The organism is Bacillus sp. 1735sda2 (assembly GCF_024159245.1).
Lineage (GTDB): Bacteria > Bacillota > Bacilli > Bacillales > Bacillaceae > Bacillus > Bacillus pumilus_O.
Genome location: NZ_JAMYWZ010000001.1, coordinates 2,202,865 through 2,224,612, shown reverse-complemented (window position 1 = coordinate 2,224,612; position 21,748 = coordinate 2,202,865). Strand labels below are relative to the sequence as shown.

The 21,748-nt window shown below is 41.2% G+C and carries 25 protein-coding genes; all 25 read left to right on the top strand.

Features of this window, described 5'->3' with window-relative positions; genetic code table 11:
• Positions 1 to 19: 19 nt before the first annotated feature.
• Positions 20 to 622, top strand: a complete 603-nt coding sequence (locus NKR21_RS11445; protein WP_012010395.1) for a YphA family membrane protein — start codon at positions 20 to 22, stop codon at positions 620 to 622.
• A complete protein-coding gene (locus NKR21_RS11440; RefSeq protein ID WP_012010394.1) occupies positions 619 to 1,503 on the top strand; it encodes a YIEGIA family protein in 885 nt (294 codons plus the stop codon). The genes NKR21_RS11445 and NKR21_RS11440 overlap by 4 nt, the downstream gene beginning before the upstream one ends.
• Before the next feature lie 6 nt (positions 1,504 to 1,509).
• Complete coding sequence (locus tag NKR21_RS11435) at positions 1,510 to 1,704, top strand: capping complex subunit for YIEGIA (RefSeq protein ID WP_003215794.1); 195 nt, start codon at positions 1,510 to 1,512, stop codon at positions 1,702 to 1,704.
• Positions 1,705 to 1,863: 159 nt separating this feature from the next.
• Positions 1,864 to 3,174: a ribosome biogenesis GTPase Der gene (gene der / locus NKR21_RS11430; RefSeq protein ID WP_012010393.1), complete on the top strand. Its 1,311-nt coding sequence runs from the start codon at positions 1,864 to 1,866 to the stop codon at positions 3,172 to 3,174.
• A gap of 14 nt (positions 3,175 to 3,188) precedes the next feature.
• Complete coding sequence (locus tag NKR21_RS11425; RefSeq protein ID WP_088000979.1) at positions 3,189 to 4,226, top strand: NAD(P)H-dependent glycerol-3-phosphate dehydrogenase; 1,038 nt, start codon at positions 3,189 to 3,191, stop codon at positions 4,224 to 4,226.
• A gap of 265 nt (positions 4,227 to 4,491) precedes the next feature.
• The gene (locus NKR21_RS11420) at positions 4,492 to 4,695 is read left to right on the top strand and encodes a DUF2768 domain-containing protein (protein ID WP_034318888.1); all 204 of its coding nucleotides are present in this window, start codon (positions 4,492 to 4,494) and stop codon (positions 4,693 to 4,695) included.
• Between the two features lie 17 nt (positions 4,696 to 4,712).
• A complete protein-coding gene (locus tag NKR21_RS11415) occupies positions 4,713 to 5,438 on the top strand; it encodes a hypothetical protein (protein ID WP_088000980.1) in 726 nt (241 codons plus the stop codon).
• A 204-nt stretch (positions 5,439 to 5,642) separates the two neighbouring features.
• Positions 5,643 to 7,121: a stage IV sporulation protein A gene (gene spoIVA / locus NKR21_RS11410; RefSeq protein ID WP_008344534.1), complete on the top strand. Its 1,479-nt coding sequence runs from the start codon at positions 5,643 to 5,645 to the stop codon at positions 7,119 to 7,121.
• A gap of 374 nt (positions 7,122 to 7,495) precedes the next feature.
• Positions 7,496 to 7,774: a non-specific DNA-binding protein Hbs gene (gene hbs, locus NKR21_RS11405; RefSeq protein ID WP_003215863.1), complete on the top strand. Its 279-nt coding sequence runs from the start codon at positions 7,496 to 7,498 to the stop codon at positions 7,772 to 7,774.
• A gap of 190 nt (positions 7,775 to 7,964) precedes the next feature.
• Entirely contained in the window at positions 7,965 to 8,534 is a 570-nt protein-coding gene (gene folE / locus NKR21_RS11400) for a GTP cyclohydrolase I FolE (protein ID WP_003215789.1), read from the top strand.
• A 24-nt stretch (positions 8,535 to 8,558) separates the two neighbouring features.
• Positions 8,559 to 8,789 carry a trp RNA-binding attenuation protein MtrB gene (gene mtrB / locus NKR21_RS11395; RefSeq protein WP_003216082.1) on the top strand — a complete coding sequence of 77 codons (231 nt, stop codon included), beginning with the start codon at positions 8,559 to 8,561 and terminating at the stop codon, positions 8,787 to 8,789.
• Positions 8,790 to 8,903: 114 nt separating this feature from the next.
• Entirely contained in the window at positions 8,904 to 9,671 is a 768-nt protein-coding gene (locus NKR21_RS11390; protein WP_003215666.1) for a heptaprenyl diphosphate synthase component 1, read from the top strand.
• A gap of 3 nt (positions 9,672 to 9,674) precedes the next feature.
• The gene (locus NKR21_RS11385) at positions 9,675 to 10,379 is read left to right on the top strand and encodes a demethylmenaquinone methyltransferase (protein ID WP_003215527.1); all 705 of its coding nucleotides are present in this window, start codon (positions 9,675 to 9,677) and stop codon (positions 10,377 to 10,379) included.
• 24 nt (positions 10,380 to 10,403) lie between these two features.
• Entirely contained in the window at positions 10,404 to 11,366 is a 963-nt protein-coding gene (hepT, locus tag NKR21_RS11380) for a heptaprenyl diphosphate synthase component II (RefSeq protein WP_144457953.1), read from the top strand.
• A 130-nt stretch (positions 11,367 to 11,496) separates the two neighbouring features.
• Positions 11,497 to 11,943 carry a nucleoside-diphosphate kinase gene (gene ndk / locus NKR21_RS11375; RefSeq protein ID WP_012010385.1) on the top strand — a complete coding sequence of 149 codons (447 nt, stop codon included), beginning with the start codon at positions 11,497 to 11,499 and terminating at the stop codon, positions 11,941 to 11,943.
• A 144-nt stretch (positions 11,944 to 12,087) separates the two neighbouring features.
• Positions 12,088 to 12,867, top strand: a complete 780-nt coding sequence (locus NKR21_RS11370) for a CheR family methyltransferase (protein ID WP_012010384.1) — start codon at positions 12,088 to 12,090, stop codon at positions 12,865 to 12,867.
• A gap of 73 nt (positions 12,868 to 12,940) precedes the next feature.
• The gene (gene aroC, locus NKR21_RS11365; protein WP_012010383.1) at positions 12,941 to 14,113 is read left to right on the top strand and encodes a chorismate synthase; all 1,173 of its coding nucleotides are present in this window, start codon (positions 12,941 to 12,943) and stop codon (positions 14,111 to 14,113) included.
• Entirely contained in the window at positions 14,113 to 15,204 is a 1,092-nt protein-coding gene (gene aroB, locus NKR21_RS11360) for a 3-dehydroquinate synthase (RefSeq protein ID WP_012010382.1), read from the top strand. Before aroC ends, aroB begins: the two co-directional genes overlap by 1 nt.
• Entirely contained in the window at positions 15,201 to 15,584 is a 384-nt protein-coding gene (gene aroH / locus NKR21_RS11355; protein WP_012010381.1) for a chorismate mutase, read from the top strand. The genes aroB and aroH overlap by 4 nt, the downstream gene beginning before the upstream one ends.
• A gap of 232 nt (positions 15,585 to 15,816) precedes the next feature.
• Positions 15,817 to 17,364 carry an anthranilate synthase component I gene (trpE, locus tag NKR21_RS11350; protein ID WP_012010380.1) on the top strand — a complete coding sequence of 516 codons (1,548 nt, stop codon included), beginning with the start codon at positions 15,817 to 15,819 and terminating at the stop codon, positions 17,362 to 17,364.
• On the top strand, positions 17,336 to 18,358 hold the full coding sequence (trpD, locus tag NKR21_RS11345) for an anthranilate phosphoribosyltransferase (protein WP_012010379.1): 1,023 nt from the start codon (positions 17,336 to 17,338) through the stop codon (positions 18,356 to 18,358). The genes trpE and trpD overlap by 29 nt, the downstream gene beginning before the upstream one ends.
• Positions 18,351 to 19,103 (top strand): indole-3-glycerol phosphate synthase TrpC, encoded by a 753-nt coding sequence (trpC, locus tag NKR21_RS11340; RefSeq protein ID WP_144457951.1) that lies wholly within the window; start codon positions 18,351 to 18,353, stop codon positions 19,101 to 19,103. Before trpD ends, trpC begins: the two co-directional genes overlap by 8 nt.
• A gap of 5 nt (positions 19,104 to 19,108) precedes the next feature.
• On the top strand, positions 19,109 to 19,768 hold the full coding sequence (locus NKR21_RS11335; protein ID WP_144457949.1) for a phosphoribosylanthranilate isomerase: 660 nt from the start codon (positions 19,109 to 19,111) through the stop codon (positions 19,766 to 19,768).
• On the top strand, positions 19,749 to 20,948 hold the full coding sequence (gene trpB, locus NKR21_RS11330; RefSeq protein ID WP_144457947.1) for a tryptophan synthase subunit beta: 1,200 nt from the start codon (positions 19,749 to 19,751) through the stop codon (positions 20,946 to 20,948). The genes NKR21_RS11335 and trpB overlap by 20 nt, the downstream gene beginning before the upstream one ends.
• On the top strand, positions 20,945 to 21,748 hold the full coding sequence (gene trpA / locus NKR21_RS11325) for a tryptophan synthase subunit alpha (protein WP_144457945.1): 804 nt from the start codon (positions 20,945 to 20,947) through the stop codon (positions 21,746 to 21,748). Before trpB ends, trpA begins: the two co-directional genes overlap by 4 nt.

The window sequence follows — 21,748 nt, the reverse complement described above, 5'->3', positions numbered from 1 at the left end:
TAATTGAGGTGATGAGACGTTGGAAGCTTTGTACTATTATTGGTCCATATGGTTCGTTTGGATTATCGTGACATTTATTATGGAAAAAAGCTTATGGCGCAATGTGTTAGGCATCTGTGTTCTTGTCCATATTATATGTAGTCATTTCATGATATCCATGTTTGACATGAGCCTGAATGCGGGGTACTTGATGACCTTTTTATATGCATGTGCAGGTTTTGTTCTATGCCGGTCTGGTCATCAAATAATGAGAATCATACAATTAGGTTCTATGGTGAGCGCATATGCCTTTTTTATGATTTTTGCATTATATGACCCGGTTTGGTTCACGCTAATAAAAGTGGATTGGGTCGTATTTGCCTTGCTGATCTTAATGTCTTTGACATATGGACATGATTTCAAGGAACGAGTCACCTTATGGATGATGTCTATATGTCTTGGCGAAGCCCTTTATGCGCTCACGATTCACCGCCTGACATCATCGATTGTCATAGGAGATCTCTCTTTTCTGTCCCTTGTTGTTCAAGGGTCCATCTTCCTATTAGGTGTCGATCAGCTTGAAAAGCTCTTGAACGCCCGTTCATCAAGAAAACCAGTAAAAGGGGCTGCAAAATCAACATGACGGATTATACGTTTCCTGTGATTATTGGTGTCATCTTTGGGATGGCGGCAAGGCTTTATATGTTAAGAACAGATTACCGGCAATATCCTACGTATATTCATGGACAAGTAATTCACATTGCGCTTGGTTTTATCGCTTCAGGACTTGGTGCGATCATTATGCCTGCACTCATTCAGGAGGAATTTACGGCGATTACGTTTCTCACACTGGCGGCCACGCAATTCCGAGATGTCCGCAATATGGAAAGAAATACGTTAACTCAGATGGATTCATATGAGCTAGTATCAAGAGGTAGTACATATATAGAAGGCATTGCCATTGCCTTTGAAAGTCGAAATTATATTGCGATTCTCACGGCGCTGATTACGACCACAGCTTGCATTTTCTTCTCGCTCATTATTGGGACAGTGGTCGGTATTCTTTGTTTTTTCTTGGCAAAGCTATTAATGTCTGGCAGTCAATTAAAGGATATTGTCAACATACAAAAAGGAGAGCTCCGCTTTGATGGGGCAGGGCTTTATGTGAATGATATTTACATCATGAATATCGGACTGCCCGAAAAGCAAAAGCTCATTTTAGAGCATGGGATGGGTTTTGTTTTGACACCGAAAAATTTCAACGCAGCCACAACAATTGCTAACCTTGGGCAGCGGCAAGCCATCTTATTTGATTTATCCAATGTACTTGGTGTGTATCGCGACTCTGGTGAACCTTCGCTCTGTCCGCTCGCAAAACGAGATCTAAATAACGGCACACTTGGTGTGTTCATTTTACCGCAATGGTATCGTGAAGATCTGGCTGTCCGTGTATTAGAAGAAGTACCCATTTTAGAAAATGCCATCAGAATGCCGACAGAGTTCATAAAAAAGAAAGTGAGGTAATAGGGCATGGCGAACACCATTGAACAATTTATACTCGCTGTGGCTACAACAAATAAAGAGCGAGTCATGGGCGGAACAGCAGTTTTTTTCTGTGAAAATAAAGAAGAACTCGACATGTACGCGATGAATTTAGAGGCCATTTTAGATGGCATTGCACACGGAATTGGAGAAGATCTTTACTTGATTGTCAAACATTTTTAAGTTATTCATTGTGGTCTGATTAAAAATTGATATAATATATAAGTTGAACCCTTCATGTTTGAAGGGTTTATTTCATAAAACTGAATGAAAATTTTAAATCCCGGTTGAAACATGATGATGAACATATTGAATCGCGGCTGGATTGAAAGGAAGGGTACTATGGGTAAACCTGTCGTAGCCATTGTTGGAAGGCCCAACGTTGGAAAATCTACAATTTTTAATCGAATCGCAGGCGAAAGAATATCGATTGTAGAAGACACACCTGGTGTAACAAGAGATCGAATTTATAGCTCTGCTGAATGGTTAAATTATGACTTTAACTTAATAGATACTGGTGGAATTGATATTGGTGATGAGCCATTTTTAGCGCAAATTCGCCATCAAGCAGAAATTGCAATGGATGAAGCGGATGTCATCATCTTTATGGTGAATGGCCGAGATGGTGTGACATCAGCGGATGAAGAAGTCGCAAAAATTTTATATCGCACGAAAAAGCCAGTTGTACTTGCTGTTAATAAACTGGACAACCCTGAAATGAGAAGTGATGTGTATGACTTTTATGCACTAGGGTTTGGTGAGCCATATCCGATTTCTGGAACGCACGGATTAGGTCTTGGTGATCTACTTGATGCAGTTGCAGAACACTTTAAGAACTTACCAGATACGCAGTATGATGAACAAGTTGTCCAGTTCTGCTTAATTGGCCGCCCGAATGTAGGGAAATCTTCTTTAGTGAATGCGATGCTCGGAGAAGACCGCGTCATTGTCAGCAACATCGCCGGCACAACGAGAGATGCTGTCGATACGATGTTTGCGTACAATCAGCGTGACTTTGTCATTGTTGATACAGCAGGTATGAGAAAAAAAGGAAAAGTATACGAAACAACAGAGAAATACAGTGTGCTTCGTGCATTAAAAGCCATTGATCGTTCTGATGTTGTCGCTGTTGTTCTAGACGGTGAAGAAGGCATTATTGAGCAAGATAAACGTATTGCAGGCTATGCACACGAAGCTGGTAAAGCCGTTGTAATCGTTGTGAACAAATGGGACGCTGTTGAAAAAGATGAGCGTACGATGAAGGAATTTGAGCAAAACATTCGTGAGCATTTTCAATTCCTAGATTATGCACCTGTCTTATTTATGTCTGCTCTCACGAAAAAGAGAATTCATACGTTAATGCCGTCCATTATTACAGCTAGTGAAAATCATGCGATGCGCGTTCAAACGAATATTTTGAACGATATCATCATGGATGCAGTCGCAATGAATCCAACACCGACACACAATGGACAGCGCCTGAAAATTTATTATGCGACACAGGTGGCCATTAAGCCTCCGTCCTTTGTTGTGTTTGTAAACGATCCAGAGCTTATGCACTTTTCTTATGAACGTTTCCTAGAAAACCGTATTCGAGATGCGTTTGGTTTTGAAGGAACACCGATTAAAATATTTGCGAGAGCGAGAAAATAAAAAGGGTGAGCAGAATGAAGAAAATTACAGTACTTGGAGCAGGAAGCTGGGGAACAGCGCTTGCTCTTGTATTAGCTGATAATCATCATGATGTACACATGTGGGGACATAGACAAGAGCTCATTGACCAAATCGATGAGAAACATGAAAATCATGATTACTTGCCAAATGTCGCACTGCCAGCGTCTATCAAGGCGACGACAGACATGAAGCAGGCGTTAGAGGGGACAGACGCTATTATTGTCGCTGTACCTACAAAGGCCATTCGTGAAGTGTTGAAGCGGGCAAATGAGCTGATCACGTCAAAAGTGCCGTTTGTTCATGTAAGTAAAGGGATTGAACCAGATACACTTCTGAGAATATCTCAAATGATTGAACAAGAAGTCCCAGACGAGAAAAGAGAAGCTGTCGTTGTCTTATCAGGACCGAGCCACGCTGAGGAAGTAGGCTTGCGTCATCCGACAACTGTCACTGTTTCATCAGAAAATATTGAAGCAGCTCAATTTGTTCAAGATTTGTTCATGAACAACAACTTTAGAGTCTATACAAACCCTGATGTGATTGGTGTAGAAATTGGCGGCGCACTGAAAAATATCATTGCTCTTGCGGCAGGAATCACAGACGGGCTTGGATATGGTGACAATGCAAAAGCGGCGCTCATCACTAGAGGACTCGCTGAAATCGCACGTCTCGGTACAAAAATGGGAGGGAATCCTCTGACATTTGCGGGCTTAACGGGCGTTGGAGATTTGATTGTGACATGTACAAGTGTTCATTCACGTAACTGGCGCTGCGGAAATCTGCTTGGTAAAGGGTATAAGCTTGAAGAAGTGCTCGAGAAGATGGGGATGGTCGTTGAAGGCGTCCGTACAACAAAAGGCGCTTATCAGCTCTCCAAAGAATACAAAGTCAGCATGCCGATTACAGAGGCTCTTTACCACGTCCTGTTTGAAGGGAAAAAGGTGGACGATGCTGTCGAGTCATTAATGGCACGTGTGAAAACACATGAAATGGAAGACCTTGTGAACATGTTTGAGAACCAAACAAAATAAATGGAAGACTAACTTAGGCGTGTAGAGGATGCAAGAAGGGGAAGACTTGCATAACATAGCAATGAAGTTTGAATAGAGCTTTGCCTCTACAGAATGAGGAAAAATAGTCGACCTAATGACTGAAGCGGAGTCCCCCTCTTTGCTTCAGTTTTTTTATGCGCTTTTTTCTGAATGATTGGAAAAATGATTGATATTTACCTTATTTTTGGTTTAGAATGAAATATAAACGCTTACAATTTGTTCGTTTTAAAGGGGGACAGGCACGATGAGTTTTGCTTTAATCAAGATGTGGTTTGCACTTGGTTCAATGGGGCTCATGTTTTTAGCTGTAGTAACCATTTATTTCAGTCGATTTAAGCTGAAGAGCCGGTTTCTTAAAATAACAGCCTCGACCGTCGCATATAGCTTGATGCTGATATCAGGTATCATTGTGTTTTTAGTTGTATTTAGCGGGCCGGTCAATGAATAAAGAAAAGGAAGAATGTGATGATCAAAGCAAAAGTCAGTGTCACGTTGTTAGCACTTATGTTACTAACAGGTTGTCTGTATCCAGAAAATCGCAAAACTGAAAACCGTGTGCCGTACGAAGAGCAGCTACAAAGCGTTCAGACAGCGATTGAGGAATTTCAAAAAGCAACAAATGGTCTTTTGCCGATTGAAACGAAAGAAGGAGACACGCCGGTTTATCAGAAGTACGTCATCGACTTTAAGCGCTTGTCACCAAGATATTTACACGATGTACCGTCTACTTCCTTTGAAGGCGGGGGAGAATATATTTATGTCCTCACAGACGTCGAAAAAAAACCAACTGTAAAACTGCTTGATGTCAAAATGACGCAAACCATCAGTGAATTACGGCTTAGGATCAAATTATATCAAGATGAACATACATATCCGCCATACGGCAAAGTCGTATCAAACAATTTATATACGTTAAATGAAAAAAAGCTAGGCTTAAAATCGCCGCCTACGGTCATGAGCCCTGTGACAGGGAATTCCCTCCCATTACTGATTTCATCAAATGGCGAAATCTATGTGGACTACCGCAGTGATTTTGCTCATATTTTAAAGAATACGAAACAAAAGTTGAAACCAGGTGAAAACATTCAAGATGTCTATTGGCAGGAAACCCCGTTTGTACCCGCGTTTTCTGTCCCATATACCATCAACAAAAAAGGCGAGCCCGACTTTTTAGAAAAAAAGACCTCATAAACAAGAATGAACCTTTTTCCTCTGCATATAAATGAGGAGAAAGGTTTTTTTATGGCTAAACATACTCTCAAAACAAAAAAGGTGTCATATTCAAATAGGACAACGTCATACACATATATTGTCCAGACACCTTTCAAGCAAGTTTGATTGAAGAATAGAGTATTTTATTTGAAAACGAGGATAGCAAGTCCGGGAGGGGATCACTTGGAAAAAGTCGATATTTTCAAGGATATCGCTGAACGAACAGGAGGCGATATATATTTAGGAGTCGTTGGCGCTGTTCGTACAGGGAAATCTACGTTTATTAAAAAGTTTATGGAGCTCGTGGTGCTCCCGAATATCAATAATGAGGCAGATCGTGCAAGAGCACAGGATGAATTGCCGCAAAGCGCAGCAGGAAAAACCATTATGACCACTGAGCCAAAATTTGTACCGAATCAAGCGGCATCGATTCATGTGAGTGACGGTCTTGATGTCAACATCAGGCTTGTCGATTGTGTAGGATACACTGTCCCAGGTGCGCGCGGGTATGAAGATGAAAATGGTCCAAGAATGATTAACACGCCGTGGTATGAAGAGCCAATCCCGTTCCATGAAGCTGCGGAAATTGGCACACGCAAGGTCATTCAAGAGCATTCAACCATCGGTGTTGTGATTACAACGGATGGTTCCATTGGGGAAATCCCAAGACATGATTATATTGAATCTGAAGAACGTGTGATTGATGAACTCAAAGAGGTTGGAAAGCCGTTTATTATGGTGATCAACTCTGTGAGACCCTATCACCCTGAAACAGAAGCGCTGCGGCAGGAACTGAGCCAAAAATATGATATTCCAGTACTCGCCATGAGTGTAGAAAGTATGAGAGAGCAAGATGTCCTCAGTGTGCTTCGTGAAGCATTATATGAATTCCCAGTCCTAGAGGTGAATGTGAACCTTCCAAGCTGGGTCATGGTGCTGAAAGAAGATCATTGGCTGAGAGAAAGCTATCAGGACTCAGTGAAAGAAACCGTAAAGGATATTAAAAGATTAAGAGATGTTGACCGTGTCGTTGGTCAATTCAGTGAATTTGACTTTATTGAAAGAGCAGGCTTAGCAGGAATTGAAATGGGTCAAGGGATAGCGGAGATTGACCTGTACGCCCCAGATGATCTATATGACCATATTCTAAAAGAAGTGGTTGGTGTAGAAATTAGAGGGAAAGACCATCTTCTAGAGCTCATGCAAGATTTTGCGCATGCGAAGACAGAATATGATCAAGTATCAGATGCTTTAAAAATGGTGAAGCAGACGGGATACGGAATTGCGGCTCCGGCCTTGTCAGATATGAGTTTAGATGAGCCAGAAATCATAAGACAGGGTTCGAGATTCGGCGTAAGACTAAAGGCGGTTGCACCATCTATTCATATGATTAAGGTAGATGTAGAGAGTGAATTTGCACCGATTATCGGAACTGAGAAACAAAGTGAAGAGCTCGTCCGCTACTTAATGCAAGACTTTGAAGATGATCCGCTTTCGATTTGGAATTCTGATATATTTGGGCGCTCACTCAGCTCCCTTGTCAGAGAAGGCATTCAAGCAAAGTTGTCACTGATGCCAGAAAATGCAAGATATAAACTGAAAGAAACACTTGAAAGAATCATCAACGAAGGATCAGGCGGTTTGATCGCGATTATTCTATAGCATGTGAGACCTCTCATTGACAGGGGTCTTTTTTTGCGTATGGAATGAGTCATAAAAAGACAATTGTATAAAGATTAGTCAGATTCAGGTTGAAATTAGGAATATTCGTTCGTAAAAGTGCCCTTAATCCTTGACGAATAAGGATTCTTCCCTTTAAAATGCTTGATATGGTATTTCATATGTGTTAATCTACTTACAGAAAATCTTCACTTTGTTGGACAAACATTCCTTCAAAGAGTTGTTTTCTAATGAAAAGCCATGTATACCGCTTTCTAGACGCTATTTTTTTCGAAAAAAGTGTATAGAAAGAAGATGAATTGTGAAGAAATGATAACAATCTATTGAATGCATATTTTTGGGAGGAGGTGAAAGGCATGAACAAGACAGAACTTATTAACGCGGTTGCTGAAGCAAGCGAGTTATCTAAAAAAGACGCGACAAAAGCAGTTGATTCTGTTTTTGATACAATTTTAGATGCACTTAAAAATGGTGACAAAATCCAACTTATTGGTTTTGGTAACTTTGAAGTACGTGAGCGTTCAGCTCGTAAAGGACGTAACCCACAAACTGGTGCAGAGATCGAAATCCCTGCAAGCAAAGTACCTGCTTTCAAACCAGGTAAAGCACTTAAAGACGCGGTGGCAGGTAAATAATCGTTATGTGTAATGATCCTATTGCAGGAGTTATACATATACAGTTTCGCACTGGTCTAGAAAAGCCCCTTTCATAAGGGGCTTTTCCTTTTGAATCAAAAGGTTTGTTTAGAACGCTCTCCTTTGCTTTTAGGATCTGAAGTGTGCTAGAATCTGATTGAAATGTAATCGCCTTTGGAGGATATAATACATGAGTGAAATAAATAAAGAACTAATCGAACACGCAGTACGCGATATATTAAAAGCCATCGGAGAAGATCCAGATCGTGAAGGACTTCTTGATACCCCTAAACGAGTAGCAAAAATGTACGAAGAAGTGTTCTCGGGATTAAATGAAGATCCAAAAGAACATTTTAAAACCATTTTTGGTGAAGACCACGAAGAACTCGTTCTTGTAAAAGATATTGCTTTCCATTCAATGTGTGAACACCACCTTGTACCTTTTTACGGAAAAGCTCATGTCGCTTATATTCCGCGCGGCGGAAAAGTGACAGGGCTTAGCAAGCTTGCAAGAGCTGTAGAGGCTGTTGCCAAACGCCCGCAGCTTCAGGAACGCATCACATCAACCATTGCAGATAGTATGGTGGAAACACTCAATCCGCATGGCGTGATGATTGTCGTTGAAGCAGAGCATATGTGTATGACGATGCGCGGCGTGAAAAAACCAGGCGCAAAAACAGTGACTTCAGCAGTGCGCGGTACATTTGCAAATGATGCAGCGGCAAGAGCAGAAGTGCTTTCCTTTATTAAAAACGACTAATTCAATAGATGGAAGGTGAACAGATTGAGTGAAAATAAAGCATCTGATTTTGTAGTGATTAAAGCCAATGAAAATGGTGTAAACGTCATCGGCTTAACTAGAGGCTCTGACACAAGGTTTCACCATTCCGAAAAGCTCGATAAAGGTGAAGTGATCATTGCACAATTTACTGAGCATACGTCAGCGATCAAAGTAAGAGGCGATGCTGTCATTCAAACAAGCTTCGGGGAAATTCAAAGCGAAGCAAAGAAATAAATACTTGAATGCACTTGATAGCATCAAAGTGAGAGCTGATATGGTATAATAAATCTCTATACAATGTGCAGGGCTACATATGAAACTGTAATTTTTGGGACAAGGGTGATATCTTTGCAAGACATCTACGGAATTTTATCTAATCTAAATATAAAATTAAATAAAAAGCTTTCTCATCCTTATTTGGCGAAACATTTACGTGCGCCACTCATCGATGAAGATAAGCTCCTTCTTTTTCATGCAATGTTTGATGAAGCTCAAATTGATGCAGAGAAAAAAGAAAATTATATTTTAACGGCGATGCTTGTGCAAATTGCCCTTGATACCCATGACGAAGTCACAACTGCTGCAGCGATCAAACAAGACGAATTCAAAAATCGTCAGCTGACTATCCTGGCAGGAGACTATTTCAGCGGTCTCTATTATTCTCTTCTCTCCGACATGAAAGACATCTACATGATTCGCACGCTCGCAACGGCGATCAAAGAAATCAATGAACATAAAATTAGACTATATGATCGTTCTATTCAAGATGCGGCGCACTTTTATAAAAGTGTAGCAACGGTTGAGTCTGCGTTATTCCAAAGGGTTTCTGAGCATTTTCAATTAACGCATTGGAATGAGATTGCAAGTCGTTTCCTTGTTTATAAGCGTTTCATGAAACAAGCAGAAGATGACAAACATTTAAAACTTTTTTTGAACGATAGCTATACGGACGCCTATACATGTTTTGACAACTTTGAGAATGAAGGCTATGAAAAGGCCAAACGATCAATCAAGGAGCATCTTGTTTCATCTCCGGTCGTTCAAAAAGAGCTATTAAATCGCCTGGATCATATGAAAAATGAACCTGCGTATCATCAGAAAGTGGAAGAAGGGTAAGTCATGCAGCAATCAAAAGAACAGCGAGTACACGGTGTATTTGAAAAAATTTATAAAAACTACGATCAAATGAACTCTGTCATCAGCTTTAAGCAGCATAAAAAATGGCGCGATAAAACAATGAAACTCATGAATGTTCAAAAAGGAGCCAAAGCATTAGACGTATGCTGCGGAACTGCCGATTGGACCATTGCGCTTGCTGATGCTGTTGGAGACAAAGGTGAAGTCAAGGGCCTTGATTTTAGTAAAAATATGCTGAGTGTTGGAGAAACGAAGGTGAAGACTGGGGGCTATAATCAAATTGAATTGCTCCACGGAAATGCGATGGAGCTTCCTTTTGAGGATAACACATTTGATTATGTCACGATCGGTTTTGGCCTACGGAACGTCCCAGATTACTTAACGGTGCTAAAAGAAATGACAAGAGTCGTGAAGCCTGGTGGAATGGTTGTCTGTCTAGAGACATCACAACCTGAAATGATTGGGTTTAAACAAGGCTACTATGTCTATTTCAAATACATCATGCCGCTCTTTGGTAAACTGTTTGCCAAAAGCTATCAGGAGTATTCATGGCTTCAAGAATCAGCCAAAGCGTTCCCTGGCATGAAAGAACTGGCGGCTCTTTTCGAAGAGGCGGGTCTGTCTGATGTCTCGTATCATCCATTTACAGGCGGTGTAGCAGCAACACATATCGGAAAGAAGCTTTGAATAAACGATATTTGGGTGAAAATAATGAAACTAAAAGCAATGATCTTTTTTTTAAATCATGATATCGATATTATCGAAAAAGAGCTTGAACAAACAGTTCGCTCTGATTATGCATTATTAAGTGAAGCAGGTCTTCATTTGCTGCAAGCGGGCGGAAAACGAATCCGCCCCGTTTTTGTTCTCCTTTCAGGCATGTTTGGCGACTACGACATTAATAAAATTAAATATGTTGCCGTTGCGCTTGAGCTCATTCATATGGCATCGCTCGTTCACGATGATGTCATTGATGATGCAGAGCTGAGAAGAGGCAAGCCAACGATTAAGGCAAAATGGGACAATCGAATTGCCATGTACACAGGAGATTATATGTTTGCAAGATCGCTTGAGTATATGACAAAGATCAATCATCCGATGGCACATGAAATTTTGTCAAAGATGGTCGTCGAGCTCTGTCTTGGTGAAATCGAGCAAGTGAAAGACAAATACAATATGGATCAAAACCTGCGTACATATTTAAGAAGAATCAAACGAAAAACAGCCTTACTCATTGCAGGTAGCTGTCAGTTAGGTGCAATAGCAGCAGGTACAGATGAGAAAACACATAAAGCCCTTTACTGGTTTGGCTACTATGTCGGGATGTCCTATCAGATCATTGATGATGTGCTTGATTTCACATCAACTGAAGAAGAGCTTGGTAAGCCTGTTGGAGGGGACCTTTTACAAGGAAATGTCACACTCCCAGTCTTATATGCACTGAAGAATCCTACACTCGAAGGCCAATTAAAGCTGATTAATAGTGAAACAACAGAAATGCAGCTAAAGCCTGTGATTGAACATCTCAAACAAACAGATGCGATCGATCGCTCGATTCGAGTGAGTGAAATGTATTTGAAAAAGGCATTCGAACAGCTAGATAAACTTCCTCGAGGGCGAGCAAGAACATCACTCGCTTCCATTGCCAAATATATTGGAAAACGAAAATTCTAATCAACATATTGTTGATTGGTTTTTTTGTGAAATTTTTTGTCAAAAATTGATTATTGTATAAAAAAATGATACGATCACTTTGTAACAATGTAAGCCTATACATACATAAACGACGGGGTGGAGAACGTATATGGACAAAACATTTCTTATGGTCAAACCTGATGGTGTAGAAAGACAATTAATCGGTGAAATTGTGTCAAGATTCGAAAAAAAGGGGCTTCAGCTTGTTGGTGCAAAACTAATGAGTATTCCAAAAGAAGTAGCAGAAACACATTACGGAGAGCATAAAGAAAAACCATTTTTCGGGGAATTGGTTGACTTTATTACATCAGGACCAGTGTTTGCAATGGTATGGCAAGGTGAACAGGTAGTCGATGTCACAAGACAGATGATCGGCAAAACAAACCCGAAGGAAGCGCTTCCGGGCACGATAAGAGGAGACTATGGATTGACAGTTGGAAAAAACATTATCCATGGTTCAGACTCACCAGAAAGTGCTGAAAGAGAAATCAACTTATTCTTCAAACAAGAAGAAATTACAAACTGGGATCAAACCATCTCAAGCTGGATTTATTAAAATTCAAGCCAAGGTGTTCATCAAATGAGCACCTTGGCTTTTTTATATGAATATTTCTACACGAAATTTCGCATGAGAAGATACAAATTTTCGATAAAAACAGCTATACTAGGACAAAGATAGATGAGACAGGAGAGGACTTTGATGGATCAATATCAAGTATTTGTCGGGAAATGGAAAAAACTAACCGGAGTGGATCTTAATTTATATAAAGAAGCACAAATGAAACGAAGATTAACGTCACTTTATGATAAAAAAGGCTATAGAGATTTTGAAGCCTTTGCGGCTGCCCTTGAAAAGGATAGAGCACTATTAGATGAGACGATGGATCGAATGACGATTAATGTGTCAGAATTTTACCGAAACTATCAGCGCTGGGAAGTGCTTGATCAAAAAATTCTCCCACTCCTTTCGAAAAACGGTGGGACCTTGAAAATATGGAGTGCGGCATGTTCGACAGGAGAGGAGCCATATACACTCTCAATGCTGCTATCAAGCCATCCACTTGTGAAGGACTTCCAAATTATTGCAACTGATATTGATGATAAAGTGCTGCAATCAGCTCAAAAAGGAAGATACCATGAACGATCACTACAAGAGGTACCAGATCAAATCAAGCAAAAATATTTCACAAAAGAAGATTCTTCATTTTACACTGTGAAAGATGAAGTGAGAAGGCATATTCAATTTAAAAAGCACAACCTTTTAGCAGATCCTTATGAAAAACAGCTTGATCTTATCGTGTGCAGAAATGTCCTTATCTACTTTACAGAAGAGGCAAAAGAAGAGATTTACATGAAAATGAGCAATAGTTTAAAACCAAATGGCGTATTATTTGTTGGTTCAACTGAACAAATTTTTCACCCGGAAAAGTTTGGACTGACATCTGCTGATACTTTCTTTTATCAAAAGAAGGGTATGTAGCTGACTTTTTAGTCATAAGTGTGTTATCATAGTTTTACTTAAAAGCGTTAATGCGATGAAGGGAGATTAAGTCATGAGATACTTAACAGCAGGTGAATCACATGGTCCACAATTGACCACAATTATTGAAGGCGTTCCAGCGGGACTTTACATAGAGCAGGATGACATTAACTATGAATTGGCTAGAAGACAAAAAGGTCACGGCCGCGGCAGAAGAATGCAGATAGAAAAAGACCAAGCGAAAGTATTAAGCGGTGTTCGCCACGGGAAAACATTAGGTTCTCCTATTGCACTTGTCGTTGAAAACAACGACTGGAAGCATTGGACAAAAGTGATGGGGGCAGAGCCGATCACAGAAGAAGAAGAAAGTGAAATGAAGCGTCAAATTTCACGCCCTAGACCAGGACATGCGGATTTAAATGGTGCGATTAAATATGGACACCGTGATATGCGAAACGTATTAGAGCGTTCATCAGCTCGTGAGACAACTGTTCGCGTGGCAGCAGGCGCAGTCGCTAAACAAATCTTAGCTCATTTAGGAATCAAAGTAGCAGGCCACGTTCTTGAAATTGGCGGAGTGAAAGCAGCTCATACGGCATATGAATCAATTGAAGATTTGCAAAAGGTAACGGAAGAGTCACCTGTTCGCTGCTACGACAGTGAAGCAGGTCAAAAAATGATGGATGCCATTGATGAAGCGAAGAAAAATGGTGATTCAATTGGTGGAATTGTGGAAGTTATCGTTGAAGGAATGCCTGTTGGAGTCGGGAGCTATGTTCACTATGACCGCAAATTAGATAGCAAGCTTGCAGGTGCTGTCCTGAGTATCAACGCTTTTAAAGGGGTTGAATTCGGTATCGGCTTTGAGGCGGCTTCTAAAAATGGCAGTGAGGTCCATGATGAAATCATCTGGGATGAAGAAAAGGGCTATACGAGAAAAACAAATCGCTTAGGTGGTCTTGAAGGCGGAATGTCAACTGGTATGCCAATTGTCGTAAGAGGGGTCATGAAACCAATCCCAACGCTTTACAAACCGCTTCAAAGCGTTGACATTGAAACAAAAGAACCTTTCTCCGCAAGTATTGAACGTTCTGACAGCTGTGCTGTTCCTGCCGCAAGTGTTGTCGCAGAAGCAGTCGTGGCTTGGGAAATCGCCAATGCTGTAGTGGAGCAGTTTGGCCTTGATCAAATTGACCGCATTAAAGAAAATGTTGAAAAAATGCGCCAGCTTCAGAGGGAATTTTAATGAAAACATTGGAAGTTAAGACGTCTTCAGCTACTTATCCTGTATACATCGGTGATGGGATTAAACGCAATATCGTCGACTTGATGACTTCCACGGGGCATTCCTATACGAAGCTCTTAATCGTCACAGATACAGCGGTTGATGCCATTTACGGTGATGAAATGGTTCGATTACTTGAACAAAAATGGTCTGTGCATAAAGTGGTTGTGCCAAGCGGAGAGCAGTCGAAATCTTTTGCTGAGTTTGAGCATATTCATACGAAAGCCATACAATTTCAGCTAGATCGCTCCTCGTGTATCATTGCGCTTGGAGGCGGCGTAATTGGCGATTTGGCTGGCTTTGTTGCTGCTAGTTACATGAGAGGTATTGATTTTATTCAAGTTCCGACGACGCTGCTGGCACACGACAGTGCAGTTGGCGGGAAAACGGGGATTAACCATCCTCTCGGTAAAAATTTAATCGGTGCGTTTCATCAGCCGAAAGCCGTCATTTATGATACGAGCATGCTTGAGACACTATCTCAAACTGAAATGAGGTCAGGCTTTGCTGAGGTCATCAAACATGCCCTCATCTCAAGTGAAGACTTTTTAAAAGAGCTGATGTCTATTCGTTCTTTGGATGAATGCTCAAAAAGCGAGCTCGCACATATGCTGTATCAAGGCATTGAGGTCAAAGCGTCGATTGTTCAAAAAGATGAAAGAGAACAAGGTGTGCGTGCATTTTTGAATTTAGGTCATACACTTGGGCATGCCATTGAAGCAGAGTATGGATACGGCGTTATTACACACGGAGATGCTATTGCAATCGGCATGCAGTTTGCGCTATATGTGAGCGAAAAGAAGCTGGGGCTCAGCCTTCATCGTACGGAACTAAAAGAGTGGATGAAAAAACTCGGATTTCCGGTACAAGTCACCCAAGATATTTCCACGAAAACATTTGTTGACCGGATGATTGGTGATAAAAAGGCAAGAGGTGGAACCGTTCAATTTGTTTTATTAAAACAGGTTGGAGATGCTGTCTTGCAGTCTTTCACAAAAGATGATCTGCATCAATGGCTCGATGAATGGAAACGGGAGGAGGGATGTCTATGATGTTTCGCGGGATACGTGGGGCTACAACTGTGACAGAAGATACAGAAACAGAAGTGTTAAACAAAACGAAACAGCTGCTAGAAGCGATTATTTCAAGAAATGAAGTAGATCCAGAACGTGTCGTGCAGATTTTAATTTCAGCTACACAAGATATTCACTCCGTTTTTCCGGCAAAAGCCCTTCGTCAGTTTGAAGGGTGGACGTATGTGCCTGTTACTTGTATGCAGGAGCTGGACATTCATGGCGGTCTAAAGCATTGTATTCGTGTGTTAATGACGGTCCAAACAGACACAAAGCAGGAAGATGTGCAGCATGTGTACTTGGAAGAAGCTGTGACGCTTCGCCCTGATTTACAGTTGACAAAAAACAAGGAATTATAATACGATATGAACAGCCGAAGTTTACACACAGGTGTAAACGGCATTGCAAGTTTAGAGAAGATGAGAATGAGACTAGGGTAGTTGAGATGAGTAGAGTTGAGCTGAGATACGATACTTCTATTTAATCATACTGCCTAAAAGAGCACCCCTCTTTTAGGCTTATTTCGTATACTCATACAAACCCTCTATAGGTCCCCCTCATTCTCCTTAATCCCATTTAAGGAGTGTGCTTATGAATTCCCATTCAAATGTAACCCGATTTTTAAGGGACAGCGAGTCCCACAAAACGATCCCGATTGTTGAAACCATTACAGTTGATACGCTCTCACCGATTCAAATTGTCGAAAAACTCAAGGCAGATATTGTGTATCTATTAGAAAGTAAAGATGAGTCTTCTAGCTGGTCGAGATATTCCTTCATCGGATTACATCCTTTTTTAACCTTACATGATGACCAAAACGAATATATTGCACGTGACGCTGCTGGGCAGGAGGTCATGAAAAAACAAGAACTGAAAGACTTATTAGACTGGATGAAAGAGCAATATCAAATCAAGACACCAGATGTTGACATCCCGTTTACAGGCGGGGCAGTTGGGTATTTAAGTTATGATCTTATTCCAAGCATTGAACCTTCTGTCAGGCCTCACCGAAGCGCATCAACGACAGACAATTGTACTCTATTTGTCTGCCAAACGATGATTGCTTTTGATCACGAAACGAATCACGTTCATTTTATCCAATACACCCAGTTAACCGGAAATGAAACAGAAGACGAAAAAATACAAGCTTACAAAGAGAATCAAAAGCAGCTTGAACAGATGATTCACAAGCTCCATACAAAGATTGATATGAAAGAACTGATTTTATCAGGGAATATGAACGAATCACCGTCGTTTGAACATGTGACATCAACCTATGAAAAAGAGCAATTTCTAAAGGACGTAGAAAAAATCAAAGAATACATTCGAGCGGGTGATATTTTTCAAGGCGTACTCTCACAGCGTTTCGATATCCCAGTGTCAGTGAGTTCATTTGAATTATATCGTGTGCTTCGCATTGTGAATCCATCTCCATACATGTATTTTATGAAATTAAAAGACCGTGATTTAGTCGGAAGCTCACCAGAACGATTAATTCATGCCAAAAATAGGAACTTAGAAATTCATCCTATTGCAGGCACTAGAAAAAGAGGAGCAACAAAAGAAGAGGACGCCGCGCTGGCAAGAGAGCTACTAGAAGATGAGAAAGAAAAAGCAGAACATTACATGTTAGTAGATCTAGCCAGAAATGATGTCGGCCGCGTAGCAGAATACGGCAGCGTATCCGTACCGACCTTTACAAAAGTAGTGAACTTTTCACATGTCATGCACATCATCTCCATTGTGACAGGGAAGCTAAAGCAGGATACACACCCAGTTGATGCACTCATGTCCGCATTTCCAGCAGGCACATTAACAGGGGCACCAAAAATAAGAGCGATGCAATTATTAAATGAAATGGAGCCAGAGCCAAGGGAAACGTATGGCGGCTGTATTGCCTATATTGGATTTGACGGTAATATCGACTCTTGTATTACCATTCGCACCATGAGCGTCAAAAATCAGACCGCCTCCATACAAGCAGGCGCTGGCATTGTCGCAGATTCTGTACCAGAAAATGAATGGGAAGAGACATGTAACAAGGCAGGAGCGCTTCTGAGGGCCATTCAGCTTGCTGAACATATTTTCTCAGAAAAGGAGAGTGTGCAGGATGAATCAGCGACTATCAGCACTTGTTAACGGAGGCTTCCTATCAGAAAATGAAGCACATCAACTCATGCATGATATGATGAGTGGTTCTTTAACAGATGCCGAAGTCGCAGCAAGTCTATCGATTTTAGCGCATAGAGGAGAAACCGCTGAGGAAATGACGGGCTTCGTGAGGGCCATGCGGCAAAAAGCAGAACCAGCGGAAAGATCACTTGATGTCGTTGACACATGCGGTACAGGGGGCGATGGACTTTCTACATTCAATATATCAACTGCAGCTGCAATTGTAGCTTCTGCCGCTGGTGCTAAAATTGCAAAACACGGAAATCGTTCAGTTTCTTCTAAAAGTGGAAGTGCCGACGTCCTAGAGTGCCTTGGTATTCACATTCAATCCACTCCAGAAGAAACAAGAAGACAAATACAAGAGAAAAACATGGGCTTTTTATTTGCACCAATGTACCATTCATCTATGAAACAAGTAGCGGCTGTCCGCAAGCAACTTGGCTTCAGGACGGTATTTAATTTATTAGGGCCGCTTTGCCACCCGATGCAAGCCAAAAAGCAAATCATCGGTGTGTATGCAAAGGAAAAGGCAAAATTAATGGCGGAAGCCCTTGCCCCATTAGAGCCAGAGCATGTCCTGTTTGTATGCGGGGAAGACGGGCTGGATGAACTAACAATTACAGCAAATTCGTATGTGATTGAACTCAAAAAAGGTGACATGACAGAATATACGCTAAACCCAGAAGACTTTGGACTGGCGAAAGGATACTTATCAGATATTCAGGTCCAATCACCAGAAGAGAGTGCAAAATTGATTCAGAATATATTGAATCATCAAACAGAAGGGGCGCCTCTTCATATTACAGCGCTGAATGCCGGAGCGGCTTTATATGTCGCAGGCAAGTCTGAAAGCCTCATGGCAGGAACATTAAAAGCATTAGAAACGATTAAAAACGGAGCAGCCAAAGAACAATTGGCACGTTTAAAACAAAAAACGAAAGAGGAAGAGATCTATGCTTAATCAAATCATTGCACGCAAAAAAGAACATATCCAAACGTTACAGTTACCTGATGATGGACACTTTGAAAGACGCTCATTTAAAGAAGCCATTGTGAACCCTCACCGCTCGATTGGGCTGATTGCTGAGGTGAAAAAGGCATCTCCTTCCAAAGGAATCATTCAGCCAAATTTTGATCCTCTGCAAACAGCAAAAGCATACGAAAAATCGAATGCTGATTGCTTATCAGTCTTAACAGATGAACCATTTTTTCAAGGAAAGAATGAGTATCTTTCCCTCATTAAAAAACACATTGCACGTCCCATTCTAAGAAAAGATTTCATCATCGATACCATACAGATAGAAGAGTCAAGACGTATCGGTGCAGATGCCATTTTATTAATTGGAGAAGTGCTTGAACCACAACAGCTGCATGAACTCTATATTGAAGCGAAGGAAAAAGGATTAGATATTCTTGTCGAAGTTCATGCAGCAGAGACGCTGGAACAAATTTTAAACCTATTCACCCCTGAAATCATTGGCGTGAATAACCGAAATCTAAAAACCTTTAACACAACAGTTGAACAAACAAAAGAGATTGCCCCACTTGTTCCAAAGGATTGCTTACTAGTAAGTGAAAGCGGTATTCAAACGTTTGATGATCTGACCTTTGTCAAAAAACATGGAGCGAGTGCCGTTCTTGTAGGTGAATCATTAATGAGAGAACCATCACAAGAAAAAGCCGTTCAGACGTTATTTGGAGAATGAGCACGATGAAGCCTTTTTTAAAATATTGCGGAGCGGTCTCACTAGAAGATGTAAAATGCATTGCTCAATCTCAAGCAGATGCGATTGGATTTATTTTTGCGCCAAGTAAAAGACAAGTCGGTCCAGATCAAGTGAAACAATGGCTCACCAAGTCGCAGTGCCGTAAAAAGATTACGGGTGTATTCGTAAATGAAAACACCCAAAAAGTGTGTGACATCACAAAACATATTCCTTTAGATATCGTGCAGCTACATGGAGATGAAACAAAAGAGGATGCAACACAAATAAAACAACAAACAGGGACGGTAGTGTGGAAAGTCTTTCATCACGATCCCGATATAAAAGGAACACTTGATAAAATGACGGCATTTGCGCCATTTGTTGATGGCTTTCTCATTGATGCGAAAGTAAAAGGGATGAGAGGCGGTTCTGGCACAGCTTTTACATGGGAAGCGGTACCTTTATACAATCAGCATGCAAAACGGCTTGAGAAAACATGCATCATTGCAGGCGGAATTACACCGGAAACGCTGCCAGAGCTTCTTGCCTATGGCCCAAGAGCGATCGATCTTTCAAGCGGCATAGAAGAAGACGGGAAGAAAAGCAGCGCTAAGATCAAAGCGCTCGAAGAAAGGATGTTAAACAATGTACGCATATCCAAATGAGCTTGGCAGGTATGGAGAATTTGGAGGGAAATTTGTTCCTGAGACACTCATGCAGCCACTCAAAGAAATCGAACAAGCATTTAACGAATTAAAAGAAGACCCCGCTTTTGAGCAAGAATATCTTTCTCTATTGCACAACTATTCAGGCAGACCGACTGCACTGACATATGCCGATCAATTATCCGCATACCTCGGCGGCGCAAAAATCTATTTAAAAAGAGAAGATTTAAACCATACAGGTGCTCATAAAATCAACAATGCACTTGGTCAGGCCCTGCTTGCAAAAAAAATGGGCAAATCAAACATCATCGCAGAAACAGGCGCTGGACAGCACGGAGTAGCAGCTGCAACGGTGGCCGCAAAATTTGGATTATCATGCACGGTGTTTATGGGAAAAGAGGATGTGGAGAGACAATCTCTCAATGTATTCCGAATGAAGCTCCTTGGCGCTGAAGTCATACCTGTCACAAGTGGAAACGGCACATTAAAAGATGCGACGAACGAAGCGATTCGTTACTGGGTTCAGCACTGTAGTGATCATTTCTATATGATAGGTTCAGTTGTAGGACCTCACCCGTATCCCCAAATCGTCAGTGAGTTCCAGCGGATGATTGGTGATGAAGCAAAAGAGCAGATGCTTAAAAAAGAAGGCAGGCTCCCACATAAAGTCATTGCTTGTGTTGGCGGCGGAAGTAATGCGATTGGAATGTACCGAGCGTTTTTGGATGATGAGGTTGATTTGATTGGTGTAGAAGCGGCTGGAAAAGGAATTGATACACCGCTTCATGCAGCAACCATTACGAAGGGGACAAAAGGGGTCATTCATGGATCTTTGACCTATTTAATCCAAGACGAATTCGGCCAGATTATTGAGCCCTATTCCATTTCAGCTGGTTTAGATTATCCCGGGATCGGACCAGAGCACGCCTATTTACATGCGAGTGGACACGTTGAATATGTGAGTGCTACAGATCAAGAAGCCCTGGATGCACTAAAGCTGCTGACAGAAAAGGAAGGAATTCTACCAGCGATTGAATCAGCACACGCTTTAGCCAAGGCATTTGAGATGAGCAGGACGATGAGTGAAGATGAAATCATCCTTGTCTGCCTCTCAGGAAGAGGAGATAAGGATGTGCATACATTAATGAATGTGCTTGAAAGTGAGGGCAAAACGAAATGATCACATTTCAATTAGAGCAAGGCGAGAAATTATTCATCCCATTTATGACGGCAGGAGATCCGTCAGAAGAAATCACGATCGATTTAGCTTTGTCCCTTCAAGCAGCCGGTGCACATGCGATTGAGCTAGGCGTTCCTTACTCCGATCCGCTAGCAGACGGTCCTGTCATTCAAAGAGCCTCAAAAAGAGCTCTAAATCATGGCATGAATATCGTAAAAGCGATAGAATTAGCAGGGAAGATGAAAAAAAACGGTGTAAAAATTCCTGTTATTCTATTTACGTATTTTAATCCTGTGTTACAATTAGATACAGAATACTTTTTCGCTTTACTGCGCAAAAATCATATTTCGGGACTCTTAACACCCGACTTGCCTTTTGAAGAAAGCAGTGAGCTGCAAAAGAACTGTCAATCATATGACATTTCATATATTTCGCTCGTTGCACCAACCAGTAAGGAACGATTAGTAAATATTGTAGAGCAGGCAGAAGGTTTTGTGTATTGTGTTTCATCTCTTGGTGTAACAGGTGTCAGACAAACCTTTGACGAATCGATTACTGATTTTATTCAACAAGTGAAACAGCTGAGTCACATACCGGTTGCGGTCGGTTTTGGTATCTCAACAAGAGAGCAGGTAGACTCAATGAATAAACTGAGTGACGGCGTCGTTGTAGGCAGTGCACTTGTGAAAAAAATTGAAGAACTTCACGATCAATTGTTAGCAAGTGATACACGTCAAGACGCTTTAAGAGAATTTGAAACCTATGCAAAAACATTTAGTCCCCTCTATTCATTCAAATGA

Coding starts and splice junctions, on each gene's coding strand:
- hepT (WP_144457953.1), top strand. CDS start 10,404: ATGAAACTAAAAGCAATGATCTTTTTTTTAAATCATGATATCGATATT.
- NKR21_RS11415 (WP_088000980.1), top strand. CDS start 4,713: ATGATCAAAGCAAAAGTCAGTGTCACGTTGTTAGCACTTATGTTACTA.
- NKR21_RS11335 (WP_144457949.1), top strand. CDS start 19,109: ATGAAGCCTTTTTTAAAATATTGCGGAGCGGTCTCACTAGAAGATGTA.
- aroC (WP_012010383.1), top strand. CDS start 12,941: ATGAGATACTTAACAGCAGGTGAATCACATGGTCCACAATTGACCACA.
- NKR21_RS11370 (WP_012010384.1), top strand. CDS start 12,088: ATGGATCAATATCAAGTATTTGTCGGGAAATGGAAAAAACTAACCGGA.
- aroB (WP_012010382.1), top strand. CDS start 14,113: ATGAAAACATTGGAAGTTAAGACGTCTTCAGCTACTTATCCTGTATAC.
- trpC (WP_144457951.1), top strand. CDS start 18,351: ATGCTTAATCAAATCATTGCACGCAAAAAAGAACATATCCAAACGTTA.
- NKR21_RS11435 (WP_003215794.1), top strand. CDS start 1,510: ATGGCGAACACCATTGAACAATTTATACTCGCTGTGGCTACAACAAAT.
- hbs (WP_003215863.1), top strand. CDS start 7,496: ATGAACAAGACAGAACTTATTAACGCGGTTGCTGAAGCAAGCGAGTTA.
- NKR21_RS11440 (WP_012010394.1), top strand. CDS start 619: ATGACGGATTATACGTTTCCTGTGATTATTGGTGTCATCTTTGGGATG.
- trpA (WP_144457945.1), top strand. CDS start 20,945: ATGATCACATTTCAATTAGAGCAAGGCGAGAAATTATTCATCCCATTT.
- trpD (WP_012010379.1), top strand. CDS start 17,336: ATGAATCAGCGACTATCAGCACTTGTTAACGGAGGCTTCCTATCAGAA.
- folE (WP_003215789.1), top strand. CDS start 7,965: ATGAGTGAAATAAATAAAGAACTAATCGAACACGCAGTACGCGATATA.
- trpE (WP_012010380.1), top strand. CDS start 15,817: ATGAATTCCCATTCAAATGTAACCCGATTTTTAAGGGACAGCGAGTCC.
- NKR21_RS11420 (WP_034318888.1), top strand. CDS start 4,492: ATGAGTTTTGCTTTAATCAAGATGTGGTTTGCACTTGGTTCAATGGGG.
- trpB (WP_144457947.1), top strand. CDS start 19,749: ATGTACGCATATCCAAATGAGCTTGGCAGGTATGGAGAATTTGGAGGG.
- NKR21_RS11425 (WP_088000979.1), top strand. CDS start 3,189: ATGAAGAAAATTACAGTACTTGGAGCAGGAAGCTGGGGAACAGCGCTT.
- NKR21_RS11385 (WP_003215527.1), top strand. CDS start 9,675: ATGCAGCAATCAAAAGAACAGCGAGTACACGGTGTATTTGAAAAAATT.
- aroH (WP_012010381.1), top strand. CDS start 15,201: ATGATGTTTCGCGGGATACGTGGGGCTACAACTGTGACAGAAGATACA.
- ndk (WP_012010385.1), top strand. CDS start 11,497: ATGGACAAAACATTTCTTATGGTCAAACCTGATGGTGTAGAAAGACAA.
- der (WP_012010393.1), top strand. CDS start 1,864: ATGGGTAAACCTGTCGTAGCCATTGTTGGAAGGCCCAACGTTGGAAAA.